This is a genomic window from Streptomyces sp. NPDC051105 (genome assembly GCF_040682795.1).
Classification (GTDB): Bacteria; Actinomycetota; Actinomycetes; order Streptomycetales; family Streptomycetaceae; genus Streptomyces.
Window position 1 is genome coordinate 19881 of record NZ_JBFBBR010000021.1, and the last position, 14274, is coordinate 34154.

The 14274-nt window shown below is 68.7% G+C and carries 14 protein-coding genes; 8 read left to right on the forward strand and 6 right to left on the reverse strand.

Features of this window, described 5'->3' with window-relative positions:
- The first annotated feature begins 4 nt into the window (after positions 1-4).
- Positions 5-196, forward strand: a complete 192-nt coding sequence (locus AB0N16_RS36555; RefSeq protein ID WP_365804450.1) for a hypothetical protein — start codon at positions 5-7, stop codon at positions 194-196.
- Here AB0N16_RS36555 and AB0N16_RS36560 read toward each other — a convergent pair.
- Complete coding sequence (locus AB0N16_RS36560) at positions 193-654, reverse strand: PPOX class F420-dependent oxidoreductase (protein ID WP_365804452.1); 462 nt, start codon at positions 652-654, stop codon at positions 193-195. The genes AB0N16_RS36555 and AB0N16_RS36560 overlap by 4 nt on opposite strands.
- A gap of 138 nt (positions 655-792) precedes the next feature.
- On the opposite strand from AB0N16_RS36560, the gene AB0N16_RS36565 reads away from it, so the two are divergent.
- The 4 genes from AB0N16_RS36565 to AB0N16_RS36580 all read left to right on the forward strand — a co-directional run bounded on the left by AB0N16_RS36565 (position 793) and on the right by AB0N16_RS36580 (position 4673).
- Entirely contained in the window at positions 793-2160 is a 1368-nt protein-coding gene (locus AB0N16_RS36565; protein WP_365804454.1) for an extracellular solute-binding protein, read from the forward strand.
- Positions 2157-3017 (forward strand): sugar ABC transporter permease, encoded by an 861-nt coding sequence (locus AB0N16_RS36570; RefSeq protein ID WP_365804456.1) that lies wholly within the window; start codon positions 2157-2159, stop codon positions 3015-3017. The genes AB0N16_RS36565 and AB0N16_RS36570 overlap by 4 nt, the downstream gene beginning before the upstream one ends.
- 8 nt (positions 3018-3025) lie before the next feature.
- Positions 3026-3856 carry a carbohydrate ABC transporter permease gene (locus AB0N16_RS36575; protein WP_365804458.1) on the forward strand — a complete coding sequence of 277 codons (831 nt, stop codon included), beginning with the start codon at positions 3026-3028 and terminating at the stop codon, positions 3854-3856.
- A 100-nt stretch (positions 3857-3956) separates the two neighbouring features.
- Entirely contained in the window at positions 3957-4673 is a 717-nt protein-coding gene (locus AB0N16_RS36580; RefSeq protein WP_365804460.1) for an XRE family transcriptional regulator, read from the forward strand.
- Between the two features lie 108 nt (positions 4674-4781).
- On the opposite strand, the gene AB0N16_RS36585 is transcribed toward AB0N16_RS36580, so the two are convergent.
- Positions 4782-5807, reverse strand: a complete 1026-nt coding sequence (locus AB0N16_RS36585) for an ATP-dependent 6-phosphofructokinase (RefSeq protein WP_365804462.1) — start codon at positions 5805-5807, stop codon at positions 4782-4784.
- 226 nt (positions 5808-6033) lie between these two features.
- On the opposite strand from AB0N16_RS36585, the gene pta reads away from it, so the two are divergent.
- The 3 genes from pta (at position 6034) to pyk (ending at position 10851) form a co-directional block, all read left to right on the forward strand.
- Positions 6034-8136, forward strand: coding sequence for a phosphate acetyltransferase (gene pta / locus AB0N16_RS36590; protein ID WP_365804464.1), 2103 nt, complete (start codon positions 6034-6036; stop codon positions 8134-8136).
- Complete coding sequence (locus AB0N16_RS36595; protein ID WP_365804466.1) at positions 8133-9350, forward strand: acetate kinase; 1218 nt, start codon at positions 8133-8135, stop codon at positions 9348-9350. Before pta ends, AB0N16_RS36595 begins: the two co-directional genes overlap by 4 nt.
- A gap of 73 nt (positions 9351-9423) precedes the next feature.
- Positions 9424-10851: a pyruvate kinase gene (gene pyk, locus AB0N16_RS36600; RefSeq protein ID WP_365804468.1), complete on the forward strand. Its 1428-nt coding sequence runs from the start codon at positions 9424-9426 to the stop codon at positions 10849-10851.
- A gap of 133 nt (positions 10852-10984) precedes the next feature.
- On the opposite strand, the gene AB0N16_RS36605 is transcribed toward pyk, so the two are convergent.
- From AB0N16_RS36605 to AB0N16_RS36620, 4 genes are all read right to left on the reverse strand, one after another.
- Positions 10985-11134, reverse strand: a complete 150-nt coding sequence (locus tag AB0N16_RS36605; RefSeq protein ID WP_365804470.1) for a hypothetical protein — start codon at positions 11132-11134, stop codon at positions 10985-10987.
- A gap of 180 nt (positions 11135-11314) precedes the next feature.
- Positions 11315-12676, reverse strand: coding sequence for a hypothetical protein (locus AB0N16_RS36610; protein WP_365804472.1), 1362 nt, complete (start codon positions 12674-12676; stop codon positions 11315-11317).
- Positions 12666-13244, reverse strand: coding sequence for a DUF6114 domain-containing protein (locus AB0N16_RS36615; protein ID WP_365804474.1), 579 nt, complete (start codon positions 13242-13244; stop codon positions 12666-12668). Before AB0N16_RS36615 ends, AB0N16_RS36610 begins: the two co-directional genes overlap by 11 nt.
- A gap of 142 nt (positions 13245-13386) precedes the next feature.
- The gene (locus tag AB0N16_RS36620; protein ID WP_365804476.1) at positions 13387-14028 is read right to left on the reverse strand and encodes a DUF6230 family protein; all 642 of its coding nucleotides are present in this window, start codon (positions 14026-14028) and stop codon (positions 13387-13389) included.
- Positions 14029-14274: the final 246 nt, after the last annotated feature.

Consider the following 14274-nt stretch of genomic DNA (forward strand, 5'->3'; position numbering starts at 1 on the left):
CCCCGTGCCGGACATCACCTGGGAAGAACCCTTCTGCGGCGAGGGCGCCAACTGCTTCCGCCTGGGCACCGACCCCCACGGCAACGCCTACATAGCCGTCGCCGGTCAGGAGGACACGTACCTCACCGACACCCGCGAAGCCCTCCGTACCCTCATCCGCGACATCAAGGCCGGCAGAGCCGACCACCTCCTCTAACCGCTCTCCCCCTCCAACACCCCCGGCCGGAACGGCTCCACCCCGACCACCCGCCGTACCTTCACCGGCTCGATCAGCAGCATCACGCGCCGCTCCCCGGGCAGCAGCCACGGGTACCGGTCCTCCCCGATGTACTTGCGGGTCAGCCGGTCCATGGAACGCTCCGCTTCCTCGCCCTCCACGAACCGCGCCACGCGCCCCCGGATCTCCACCCGGTCGTAGGGGTTGTCCGGGTCGTGGTGCGAGAGCGAGACGGCGGGGTTGCGCCGGAGGTTCTCCTCCTTCACGCGGCCGATCGCCGTGTTGACCATGACGTGGTCGCCCTCCAGGTCCACCCACATGGGCGACACCTGGGGCGTACCGTCCGGCCCGACGGTCGCGAGGTGCCAGAAGTTCGGCGCCAGCAGTCGCTCACGAACGTGCTCGTCCAGCTTGCCCGTACGGTCCACGAAATACATGGGTGCATCCTCACCGCGTCCCTCCCGCAGCAAACCCCCGCAGACTCATTGACCTGACTAGACCACTCCACTTACCTTCACACGGCAAGAGACGAACCCCCAGGCCACAGCGCAGTGGCCGCCGAGGAGGTCGTGCCCGTGCGCCCCACCGCCGTCAGCATCCTTGCCCTCTCCCTCGTCACCGCCGCCGCTTCCCTCACCGCGTGCGGCAGCGGGTCCGGGAGCAGTCCCGACACCGTGAAGGTCTCCTTCAAGCAGTCCACGGACAACTCCATCAAGGTGATGGACACGTACCTCGCGGACATCAAGAAGCAGTTCGAGAAGGAGTACCCGGGGAAGAAGGTCGAACTCGTTCCGATCAAGGCCCCGGACTCCGAGTACTACACGAAGCTCCAGCAGATGCTCCGGTCCCCGCGGACCGCGCCCGACCTGGTCTACGAGGACACCTTCCTCATCAACTCCGACATCACCAGCGGGTACTTGAAGCCCCTCGACTCCTACCTCGACAAGTGGAGCGACTGGGGGCAGTTCATCGACACCGCCAAGGCGGCGGCCCAGGGTGAGGACGGCAAGACGTACGGCGTCCCGGACGGCACCGACACCCGCGGGCTGTGGTTCGACAAGCGGGTGTTCGAGAAGGCCGGGCTGCCCCTGAACTGGCAGCCGAAGAACTGGGACGACGTGCTCGCCGCCGCCCGGACCATCAAGAAGAAGGTCCCTGGCGTCACGCCTCTCAACGTCTACACCGGCAAGCCCGCCGGCGAGGCCGCCACCATGCAGGGCTTCGAGATGCTGCTGTACGGGACCAATGACGGGACCAGCGACCCGCTGTACGACAGGACCGGCAAGAAGTGGATCGCCGGGAGTCAGGGCTTCAAGGACGCGCTCTCCTTCGTCGAGACCGTGTACAAGGAGAAGCTCGGGCCGGACGTCTCCGACGCCCTCGACCCCAACTTCGGCACCGCCGTGCGCGGTGAGCTCCTCCCGCAGGGCAAGCTCGGCATCGACCTCGACGGGTCGTGGCTGCCGCAGGACTGGAACAAGGGCAGTGGGCACGAGTGGGCCGACTGGTCCAAGCAACTGGGCCTGGCGTACATGCCGACCCAGCACGGGCAGGCTCCCGGCAAGGTGAGCATGTCCGGCGGCTGGACCTGGTCCATCCCCGCCAAGGCCGGCAACCCCGACCTCGCCTTCGACTTCGTCAAGACCATGCAGACCAAGGCGAACGCCCAGAAGTGGTACATCGCCAACTCCGGGATCGCGGTACGGAAGGACGTCGCGGGCGATCCGTCGTACGCGTCCGCCCAGCCGGGCATCAAGTTCTTCACGGATCTGGTCGCGAGCACGCACTACCGGCCCGCCTACCCGGCCTACCCGAAGGTCTCCACCGCCGTCCAGGAGGCCATGGAGAGCGTGACCACCGGTGATTCGTCGGTCGACAAGGCGGCGAGTACCTACGACTCGACGCTCAAGGACGTCACCGACAACCAAGTGGTGACCCGGTGATCACCCGTCGCATCGCCCGCACGCTCCCCCTCACCCCCGCCCTGGTCCTGCTCCTCCTCTTCCTGGGCGGCCCCATCGTCTATTGCGCCTGGATCGCCTTCACCGACCTCCAGCTCACCGGCCAGGCGCACTCCTCCTTCGTCGGTTTCGCCAACTTCCGTACGGCGTTCCACGACGACGCCTTCCTGAACGCCGTCTGGCTGACCCTCGTCTTCACCGTGCTGTCCGCGCTCGTCGGGCAGAACACCCTGGGGCTGGCGCTCGCCGCGCTGATGCGGCGGGCGTCGAAGCCGGTGCGGACGCTCACCGGCGGGATCGTGATCACGGCGTGGGTGCTGCCGGAGGTCGTCGCCGGGTTTCTGCTGTACGCCTTCTTCCGGCGGGAGGGGACGCTCAACGCGATCCTGGACCTCCTCCATCTCCCGTCACAGAACTGGCTGTACACGCTGCCGATCCTGGCCGTGTCGTTCGCCAACGTGTGGCGGGGCACCGCCTTCTCGATGCTCGTCTACTCCGCCGCCCTCGACGAGATACCGAACGAGATCGAGGAGTCGGCGGAGGTCGACGGCGCCGGGGGCTGGCGGCGGATGTGGCACATCACACTGCCGATGATCCGCCGGTCCATCGGGACGAACCTGATGCTCAACACCCTCCAGACGCTCTCGGTCTTCGGGCTGATCTGGGTGATGACCAGGGGCGGGCCGGGGGACAAGAGCCAGACGCTGCCCCTCTTCATGTACGAACAGGCCTTCCAGAACAGCATGATCGGGTACGGGACGGCCGTCGCCCTGCTCCTTCTCCTGGTCGGCTCGCTCTTCTCCGTCGTCTACATGCGTCTGCTGCGCACGGAGGTGTGAGCCGGAAGATGCCTCGCAACCGCCGGCGCTCCCGCCGCCTCGCCGCCGACCTGGGACTCCTCGTCGTGGCCGCCGCCTTCGTGCTGCCGCTCGCCTGGGTGCTGCTCTCCGCCGTCGACCCGCACGCCGATCTCCGGGTGCGGATCCCGGACGGGTTCACCTTCGCCAACTTCGACGCGATCCTCACCCCCGACATCACCTACACGCCGCTCCTCAACAGCCTGATCCTCTGCGGCGGCGCCACCGCGCTCACCGTCGCCTGCGCCGCCCTCGCCGCCTACCCGCTCTCCCGCTACCGCTCCCGGCTCAACCGGCCGTTCCTGCTCTCCATCCTCTTCGCGACGAGCCTGCCGATCACCGCGATCATGGTGCCGGTGTACGCGCTGTTCGTACGGATCAACCTCATCGACACCCTGCAGGGCACCATCCTGTTCTTCGCCGCCTCCCAACTCCCCTTCGCCATCTGGCTGATGAAGAACTTCATGGACGGCGTGCCGAAGGAGCTGGAGGAGGCCGCCTGGACGGACGGCGCCAATCCCTTCCAGTCGCTGATGCGGATCGTGCTGCCGCTGATGGGACCGGGGCTCGCCGTCGTCACCGTCTTCGCCTTCGTGATGATGTGGGGCAACTTCTTCGTCCCGTTCATGCTGCTGCTCTCGCCGGACCAGATGCCCGCCTCGGTCAGCATCAACGACTTCTTCGGCAACCGTGGCATGGTCGCCTACGGCCAGCTCGCCGCGTTCTCCGTCATCTACTCGACGCCGGTGATCCTGCTGTACGTGCTGGTGGCGCGGCGGCTGGGCGGCGGGTTCGCGCTGGGCGGCGCCGTCAAGGGATGAACAGGTCGGCCGTGCGGTCGAGTCCGTACGTTCCCACAATCCGTGTTCCTGGCCGAACGGACCGTAGTCAGTGCCCTCGTGTGCCCCTACCTTGTGCGCTGTGCGCCGACCCCCAGCTCTGCCGAACCAGCCAGGTCCCCCCTTCAACGCCCCCGCCGCCCGCAGACTCCGTGCCGCTCTCGGGATGGGTCCCGAACATGTGGCCCACCATCTGCGGGTCTCGTACGGGCTGCCGTACGCCACCCCTGATCTCGTCCTCGCCTGGGAGCGCGGGGCATTGGTTCCCAGCAGTCCCGAACTCACCGCGCTCTCGGGCGTGTTGTGGTGCTCCCCGGGAGAACTGATCGGCCGGCCGCGGAGCTTGCGCGACCATCGCGTCGCCCGCGGGCTGGCACCGGAGGACGTGGCCCTGGCCGTGGGCCTGGAACTCCTCGTCTACCTGGCCATGGAGGAGGACGGGCAGTGGCAGGGCACGGAACGCCAGTCCGCCGCCCTCGCCGACCTGCTCAAGCTGTCCCTGCCCGACTACATCACCGTCACCGGCCGCGAGGAGAAACTGGCCGAACTGCTGCGCAGCGCGGTCACCACCCGCTGGCAGGCCTACGTCCGCCCGGTGAGCAAGGTGGTCCCCCTGGACAAACGGCTGATCGAGAACGTCCTGCGGGGGTTGCACGAGGACTACCAGGGCCAGATGACAGCCACCCTGGCCTGGGGCAACACCACCACGACGGCTGAGGACGCCAAGAAAACGGGCGAGGACTTCCTGACCGGGATAGTGCCCCGTTTCTGGAACCGGGTCGAAGACCCGACGCCGTGAGGACGAGCGCCCCGAAGGGGCGCGGGGCTGTGTGCGATATGCGGCTCCGCCGCGTGGGGGCGCTCAACCCCCACCGGCCCGCAGTTCACCTACGACCGGACCCGCGCCTTAAAAAACCGATTCCGCCTCGTCCATCCGATCCTTCGGCACCGTCTTCAACTCGGTCACCGCCTCCGCGAGCGGCACCATCACGATGTCCGTCCCCCGCAGCGCCGTCATCTTCCCGAACTCGCCCTGGTGCGCCGCCTCCACGGCGTGCCAGCCGAACCGGGTCGCGAGGACACGGTCGTAGGCCGTCGGCGTGCCGCCCCGCTGCACGTGCCCGAGGATGACCGGCTTGGCCTCCTTGCCGAGCCGCCGCTCCAGCTCGTACGCCAGTGCCGTACCGATGCCCTGGAAGCGCTCGTGGCCGTACAGGTCGATCTCGCCCTTGCCGTAGTCCATGGAACCCTCGGCGGGATGCGCGCCCTCGGCCACGCACACCACGGCGAACTTCTTGCCGCGGGCGAACCGCTCCTCGACCATCTTGACCAGGTCGGCGGGGTCGAAGGGCCGCTCGGGCAGGCAGATGCCGTGGGCGCCGGCCGCCATCCCGGACTCCAGGGCGATCCACCCCGCGTGCCGGCCCATCACCTCGACGACCATCACCCGCTGGTGGGACTCGGCGGTGGTCTTCAGCCGGTCCATCGCCTCCGTGGCGACGCCCACCGCCGTGTCGAAGCCGAACGTGCGGTCGGTCGAGGAGATGTCGTTGTCGATGGTCTTCGGGACGCCCACGACCGGCAGTCCGGCGTCGGACAGCATGCGCGCCGCCGTCAGCGTGCCCTCGCCGCCGATCGGGATCAGCACGTCGATGCCGAACTCCTCCGCCATGTCGGTGGCCCGCTCGCAGGCCTCGCGGAGGCGGTCCCGCTCCAGCCGCGACGAGCCCAGGATCGTGCCGCCGCGGGCCAGGATGCCGCCGACGGCGTCCAGGTCGAGGGGGCGGTAGTGACCCTCGAGCAGACCCCGGAAGCCGTCCTCGAAACCGATGACCTCGTCGTCGTACTGTGCGACTGCGCGGTGTACCACCGATCGGATGACGGCGTTCAGGCCGGGGCAGTCGCCGCCTGCGGTGAGAACTCCGATGCGCATGGTGGTGTGTCTCCTGCTCGCTGTCGTTACCGGTGAGCCGATCCGATTGTTTCATGCCGCACGGGCGGGTGAAATCCTGACGGGCGCCTTATCCGGCGCCAGGGGTATTGTCAAGAGGGTTCTGCTCACCTCGGTGGGCGATTTTTATGCCGAAGACTTTGTGCCGAAGACTTTCGCGCCGGAGACTTTCGCGCCGGAGACGAGACACAGGAAACGGAGTGCACACGTGACGCGCAGCGTGTACGTGACCGGGATCGACCGCGGTGACGGCCGCCAGGTCGTGGAGCTGGGCATGATGGAACTCCTGACCCGGCAGGTCGACCGGGTCGGTGTCTTCCGCCCTCTCGTCCACGACGGTCCCGACCGCCTGTTCGAGCTGCTGCGTGCGCGGTACCGGCTCTCCCAGGATCCGGCGACCGTCTACGGCATGGACTACCACGAGGCGTCCGCCCTCCAGGCGGAGCAGGGCGCCGACGAACTGGTCTCCCATCTCGTCGACCGCTTCCACCTGGTCGCCCGCGCCTACGACGTCGTCCTCGTCCTCGGCACCGACTTCGCCGACACCCAGTTCCCGGACGAGCTGTCCCTCAACGCCCGGCTCGCCAACGAGTTCGGCGCCTCCGTGATCCCGGTGGTCGGCGGCCGCGACCAGGGTGCCGAGTCGGTGCTCGCGGAGACCCGCAACGCGTTCCGGGCGTACGACGGTCTCGGCTGTGACGTGCTGGCGATGGTCGCCAACCGGGTCGCCCGCGAGGACCGCGACGAGATAGCCGAGCGGATCACCGACCGGCTGCCGGTGCCGACGTACGTGCTGCCGGACGAGCCCGCGCTGTCCGCGCCGACGGTCGCCCAGATCGCGCACGCCCTCGGCGCGAAGGTGCTGCTCGGTGACGACTCGGGCCTGGCCCGGGACACGCTGGACTTCGTCTTCGGCGGCGCGATGCTGCCGAGCTTCCTGCCCGCGCTGACTCCGGGCTGCCTGGTGGTGACCCCCGGCGACCGCGCCGACCTGGTCGTCGGCTCGCTCGCCGCGCACAGCGCCGGCACCCCGCCGATAGCCGGCGTGCTGCTCACCCTCGACGAGCGTCCCACCGACGAGATCCTCACCCTCGCCGCCCGGCTCGCCCCGGGCACCCCGGTCCTCTCGGTGCCGGGCAACAGCTTCCCGACCGCCGCCCGGCTGTTCTCCCTGGAGGGCAAGCTGAACGCTGCCACCCCGCGCAAGGCGGAGACCGCGCTCGGCCTGTTCGAGCGGTACGTCGACACCGCCGGCCTCAGCAAGGAGGTCTCGGCGCCGAGCAGCGGCCGGGTCACCCCGATGATGTTCGAGCACAAACTGCTCGAACAGGCGCGTACGGACAAGCGGCGGGTGGTGCTGCCTGAGGGCACCGAGACGCGGGTGCTGCACGCGGCCGAGGTGCTGCTGCGCCGGGGCGTCTGCGACCTGACCCTCCTCGGCCCCGTCGACCAGATCCGCAAGAAGGCCGCCGACCTCGGTATCGACCTCGCGGACGCCCAGCTGATCGACCCGGCCACCTCCGAACTGCGCGACGCCTTCGCCGAGCAGTACGCCCTGCTGCGGGCCCACCGGGGCGTGACGGTGGAGCTGGCGTACGACGTGGTCACCGACGTCAACTACTTCGGCACGCTGATGGTCCAGGAGGGGTTGGCGGACGGCATGGTCTCCGGGTCCGTGCACTCCACGGCGGCGACCATCCGCCCGGCCTTCGAGATCATCAAGACCAGGCCGGGCTCGTCGATCGTCTCGTCCGTGTTCTTCATGTGCCTCGCCGACAAGGTGCTGGTCTACGGCGACTGCGCGGTCAACCCGGACCCGAACGCCGAGCAGCTCGCCGACATCGCCATCCAGTCGGCCGCCACCGCCGCCCAGTTCGGGGTGGAGCCGCGGATCGCGATGCTGTCGTACTCCACGGGTACCTCCGGTTCGGGGGCCGACGTGGACAAGGTGCGGGAGGCGACCGAGCTGGCGCGCTCGCGCAGGCCCGACCTGAAGATCGAGGGTCCCATTCAGTACGACGCCGCCGTGGAGCCGAGTGTCGCGGCGACCAAGCTGCCGGGCTCGGAGGTCGCCGGTCAGGCCAGTGTGCTGATCTTCCCGGACCTCAACACCGGCAACAACACCTACAAGGCCGTGCAGCGGTCGGCCGGCGCGATCGCCGTCGGACCGGTGCTCCAGGGGCTGCGCAAGCCCGTCAACGACCTGTCCCGGGGCGCCCTCGTCCAGGACATCGTCAACACCGTCGCCATCACGGCGATCCAGGCCCAGAACCCGAGTCCGTCCCCCAGCGAGAAGGCAACCGACCAGTGAGTCCGACCCGTGTCCTCGTCCTCAACTCCGGCTCCTCGTCGGTGAAGTACCAGCTGCTCGACATGCGGGACAGCAGCCGGCTCGCGGTGGGCCTCGTCGAGCGCATCGGCGAGCAGACCTCGCGGCTCAAGCACACCTGTCTCAGCAGCGGGGACACCCGTGAGCACAGCGGGCCGATCGCCGACCACGACGCGGCCCTGAAGGCCGTGGCGGAGGAGCTGGCGAAGGACGGTCTCGGGCTCGACTCGCCCGAGCTGGCGGCGATCGGGCACCGGGTGGTGCACGGCGGGATGTTCTTCACCGAGCCGACCGTCGTCGACGACGAGGTGCTCACCGAGATCGAGCGGCTGATCCCGGTCGCCCCGCTGCACAACCCGGCCAACCTGACCGGCATCCGTACCGCGCGGGCACTGCGCCCGGATCTGCCGCAGGTCGCCGTCTTCGACACGGCGTTCCACACGGCCATGCCGGAGTCCGCGGCCCGCTACGCGATCGACCCGAAGATCGCCGACCGGCACCGCATCCGCCGCTACGGCTTCCACGGCACCTCGCACGCCTTTGTCTCCCGGGCGACCGCGCGACTGCTGGGCAGGACACCTGAAGAGGTGAACGTCATCGTGCTGCATCTCGGCAACGGGGCGTCCGCCTCGGCGGTCGAGGGCGGCCGGTGTGTGGACACCTCCATGGGCCTGACGCCCTTGGAGGGGCTGGTGATGGGTACGCGTTCCGGTGATCTGGATCCCGCCGTCATTTTCCATTTGGCGCGTGTTGGCGGAATGTCCATGGATGAGATCGACACTCTTCTCAACAAGGGGAGCGGTCTGTTCGGACTGTGCGGTGACAACGACATGCGGGAGATCCGGCGCCGGATCGACGAGGGCGACGAGCAGGCGAAGCTCGCCTTCGACATCTACATTCACCGTCTGAAGAAGTACATCGGCGCCTACTACGCGGTGCTCGGCCGGGTGGATGCCGTGGCGTTCACGGCGGGGGTCGGCGAGAACGCGGCACCCGTGCGGGAGGCGGCCGTGGCCGGGCTGGAGGGGCTGGGACTGGCCGTCGACCCGGCGCTGAACGCCGTACGCGCGGACGGGCCGCGGCTGATATCGCCGCCGGACGCGCGCGTCGCCGTCGCCGTGGTGCCGACGGACGAGGAACTGGAGATCGCCACCCAGACCTACGCACTGGTAGGCGGTGGCAGAAATAACAGCTGAGCATATCGGCGCCCATTTGTATCTTCCGCCAGACGGAATATTCCGTAGCGAAACAAACCGATAGGATCGCCCCATGCGCCGTTCGAAAATCGTCTGTACTCTCGGCCCCGCGGTCGACACCCACGAGATGCTCGTCGCCATGATCGAGGCCGGCATGAACGTGGCCCGCTTCAATTTCAGCCACGGCTCGCACGCCGAGCACCAGGGCCGCTACGACCGTGTCCGGGCCGCCTCCAAGGAGACCGGCCGGGCCATCGGGGTCCTCGCCGACCTGCAGGGCCCGAAGATCCGTCTGGAGACCTTCGCCGAGGGCCCGGTCGAGCTGGAGCGCGGTGACGAGTTCGTCATCACGACCGAGGACGTCCCGGGCGACAAGCACATCTGCGGTACGACCTACAAGGGCCTGCCGGGCGATGTCTCGCGCGGCGACCAGATCCTCATCAACGACGGCAACGTCGAGCTGAAGGTCCTGGACGTCGAGGGCGCGCGGGTGAAGACGATCGTCATCGAGGGCGGTGTCGTCTCCGACCACAAGGGCATCAACCTGCCCGGCACGGCCGTCAACGTGCCCGCGCTGAGCGAGAAGGACATCGAGGACCTGCGGTTCGCGCTGCGCATGGGCTGCGACCTGGTCGCCCTGTCCTTCGTCCGGGACGCCAAGGACGTCAACGACGTCCACCGGATCATGGACGAGGAGGGCCGCCGGGTCCCCGTCATCGCCAAGGTGGAGAAGCCGCAGGCGGTGCAGAACATGGAGGACGTCGTGATGGCGTTCGACGGTGTGATGGTCGCCCGTGGCGACCTCGCCGTCGAGTACCCGCTGGAGCGGGTCCCCATGGTGCAGAAGCGCCTGATCGAGCTGTGCCGGCGCAACGCCAAGCCGGTGATCGTGGCGACCCAGATGATGGAGTCGATGATCACCAACTCCCGGCCGACCCGCGCCGAGGCCTCGGACGTGGCCAACGCGATCCTGGACGGCGCCGACGCGGTCATGCTCTCCGCCGAGTCCAGCGTGGGCGCGTACCCGGTGGAGACCGTCAAGACGATGTCGAAGATCGTCTCGGCGGCCGAGCAGGAGCTGCTCAGCAAGGGCCTGCAGCCGCTCGTCCCGGGCAAGAAGCCGCGCACGCAGGGTGGTTCGGTGGCCCGTGCCGCCTGCGAGATCGCCGACTTCCTCGGCGGCCGGGGCCTGGTGGCCTTCACCCAGTCCGGTGACACGGCCCGCCGCCTCTCCCGCTACCGCGCCCAGCAGCCGATCATCGCCTTCACCACCGACGAGAACACCCGTAACCAGCTCACCCTCAGCTGGGGCGTGGAGTCGCACGTGGTGCCGTTCGTGAACACCACGGACGAGATGGTCGACATGGTCGACCAGGAGCTCGCCAAGATCAACCGCTTCAACGCGGGCGACACCGTCATCATCACGGCCGGCTCGCCCCCCGGCGTCTCCGGCACCACCAACATGCTCCGCGTCCACCACATCGGCGGCATCAACAAGTGACGCCCCCGTAAGGGGCCTTGCACGGCACTGAGGGCGCCTCCTGCGGGGGCGCCCTCAGTTCTATGTCGCCGGGCTACGGCAGGCTGTCGGCCATCCGGTCCCAGGCCTCGAACTCGCCTCGCCGCGGGTGCGTTCATCCGAAGTGCGCCCCAGCCGTCTCGAACGTCGCCTTCCGCGGTTGCCCGGCCCCGCCGTCGCTCTCGGGCTCGCCCGCGGCCCCGACCGGAGCGCCACCGCTCAGCACCGGGTGGCCGAGCTCCCGCCCGTGCGCCGTCTTCGGCATGATCACCAGCTCTCCGTCCCGCGACACCGCCCAGTCGATCGGCTCGCCGTCCCCTCGAACACGAACGGCTCGTCGGCGCCGTCCGGGGGCGCGCCCAGCACTGTGGCCCGGTCCCCGCGCGAGGCGGACGACCGGGCCACAGCTCTGTGCGCGGCTCCCGAACGGGTCTGTGGGCGGCGCTCAGCCGGTTCCGTCGGTGGTGTAGACGTGCATCCCGGGCACGTGCAGGGTGCCACCGAACTGGGCCGCCTGGACGACCTTCACGTTGGTGAAGTAGATCAGCGGGATGTTCAGCGGCGGCGGGCTGTCCGGGGTGAACGTGATCGGGATCAGGCCGAACAGGTTGCCCGAGATCGACTCCGTGTACATCGTGGTGTCGCCGCCGGTGATGGTGGACTTCGAACCGGCCGCGGCCTGCACGTGGTAGGTCTTGCCGATGTTCGTGTCCTTGACCGTCTGGTGCAGGTCGCCGATCTCGGTGCCGCCGGAGATGACGTACTTCAGCACCTTCTTCGTCTTGCCGCCGGCCGTCTTCACCTCCACGACACCCTGGTAGTCGGCGCTCTTCAGCAGCAGCGAGCTGGCGCTGAGGTACCAGGGGTCGTCCGCCACCGCCACCTTGTTGTCGACACCGCTCACGTCGTCGGTGGCGACCTCGCAGTCGTCGGCCGACGTGCTGGAGCTCGCGGACGGGCTCGGCGAGGCGCTGGAGGTGGCGTCGTCGGCCGCCTTGGTGGCGTCCTTGGTGACCTCGTCGGCCGCCTTGGTCGCCGTGTCGGCCGTGTCCTTCACGGTGTCCGTGACCTTCTTGACGGTCTTGGACACGGTGTCGGAGGCGCTGTCCTTGCTCGACGAGGACGACGAGTCCGAGGATGCCGAGGCCGACGGCGACGGGGTGGCGCTCGCGGTGGAGTCCGACGAAGACGAACCCGTCGTGCTGCCGCCGGTGAGGACGCCGGTGATGGCGTCCCCGATGGAGTCCAGCAGGCCGCCACCGCTGTCGCTGCTCGCGGAGGCGGACGGCGAAGGGGTGGCCGTGCCGTCGGAGCCGGACGAACCCGAGGAGCCCGAATCGTCCGAGGACGAGGACGACTTGGACGCGGACGGGGTCGGGGTCGGGGTCTTCGCGTCGTCGGAACCTGAATCCGACGACGAGGACGTGCCCGAGTCCTTGTCCGAGTCCGACGACGTCGAGCCCTTGGCGTCGGACGACGCCGAAGGGGACGGCGTGGCCGAGTCCTTGGAGTCGTCGCTCGCGCTCGCGGAGGGCGAGGCGGAGTCCAGGGCGGAGACGCAGTCCTTGTAGTCCTCGGCAAGGCTCTTCGACGACGACGACGTGTTGTTGGTGTCGGCGATCGCGAGCGTCGACGTGAATCCCATGCCCATGATCACGGCGGTCGGCATCGCCACGGAGGCTATCGCCTTGCCGGCCGGCATGTGGAACCTGGTGAACAGCGGCTTCTTGGGTGCCGCGTGGCGCGGCCCGGTTCTCACACGGGACTCGTCCACATCAGTCCCGTGGGTCACCTCGTCAGCCGGCACTGTGCCTCCCGTTCGCCCCGTTCAGCGGGCTCGTTCCTGACAGGTCATTCGCCTCGCCCACGCCGTCCGAGCCCTTGAAGTGGGTGTCCTCGCCGGGGGTGTGGTCCCCGGCCGGCGGAACGTCGCCCTCCGGCTGCGGAGCACCCGGTGCCCAGGCGACCTCCGGCTGCGGCGGGGCGCCCGGCGACCAGGCCACGGCCATCGCTCCGCCGATGAGGGCGAGGAGGAAGCCCATGACAAAGCCACCGAAGTTGGACACGGGAAGGGACACCAGCGCCAGCAGGATCGCGGCGACCCCCGCGAACGTGCGGATGTGCTTCTGGAACCAGACGCTGACGCCGAGGACGACGAGCAGCACGCCGATGATCAGGGACCCGGCACCCGCGGTGGTCGCCATCGCCACCGTGAGGTTGCCGATCTGGAGATGGGCGTACGGGAAGTACATGATCGGAAAGCCGGCGAGCAGGATGTACAGACCGGCCCAGAACGGCCGTGTGCCCCGCCAGGAGCGGAACTGCAGCCTCCGGCGGCTGAACTGGCCGGGGGCGGCAGGAGTCTCGGCGCTCATGGAAAACAGCTCCCTGGTGCGGCGTTGCTGTGGTGGTGATGCTGTGGTTGGGCGGTGCTGTTGTGGTGCACCGCATGTGAAGACCGCGGGAAGAAGGCGGAGGGCGGGGGTGCCGTCGGCGCCCCCGCCCGTCACGGGGTGCTTAGTAGCACTCCGCACCCTTCGTCGAGATCGACATGTGCAGCCCGCTCAGCTTGAAGGTTCCGGCAGTGGTGGCCCACGCCGTCTGCTTCACGTCGGTCAGCGAGGCGTGGTCCGCCTCCTGCGCGAACCCGTACGGGTTCGCCTGCTTGTTGGCGACCTCGCCCGACTTGATGCCCGGACCCTTGGTCGAGCTGCCCGCGGCGACACCGATGTTGATGTTGGTGAACGTCGCGTCGGCGTTGAGGTCGTCGAGGTCGATGTACAGCTTGGTGGCCTCGACCGGCTTGTCCGCGCCCGCCCGCAGGATGAGGCTGACGTTGCCGAAGACCGGGACGTTCGGGGTGACGACGGACTGGCACAGGTCGGTGATGGTCGCGGTGTTGAACGCCGAGACCGCCACCGGGTGGATCGTCTTGTCACCCGCGAGGGTGTAACCCGAGTCGACCGCTCCGTACTGTTCGAAACCGTCACCTTCGAGCGAGGCAGCCCTGACCTTGAACTGCTGGCCCGACACGCTGAACGACGCGGCGAGAGCGCCCTGCGCGAGGGCGACACCTATACACGCCGTGGCGGCGACGCTGGGCACCATGACCACAGCGAACCGCTTCCATCTGGTCCCGCCACGCACCTGGGACTCCATATTTCCTCCTTCTCGGACGTACATCTCCTGGCCCGGAATCGCCCCCAACGGCGGCTCGGCCGGGCAGGGATGGGAGAAGTGCTACGTCCTCGGAAGGGGAGCGCCCGCACTCGGAGGCGCGAACCGCACCTCGATCACCGGCGATCACCCCCGAGCGACAACCACTGGTCGCGCCTGACACGCATCACGCACAACCCTGCTGGACAGGCTTCACCTCGCGGCGAAGACCCCCCTGCCCAAGAGTCG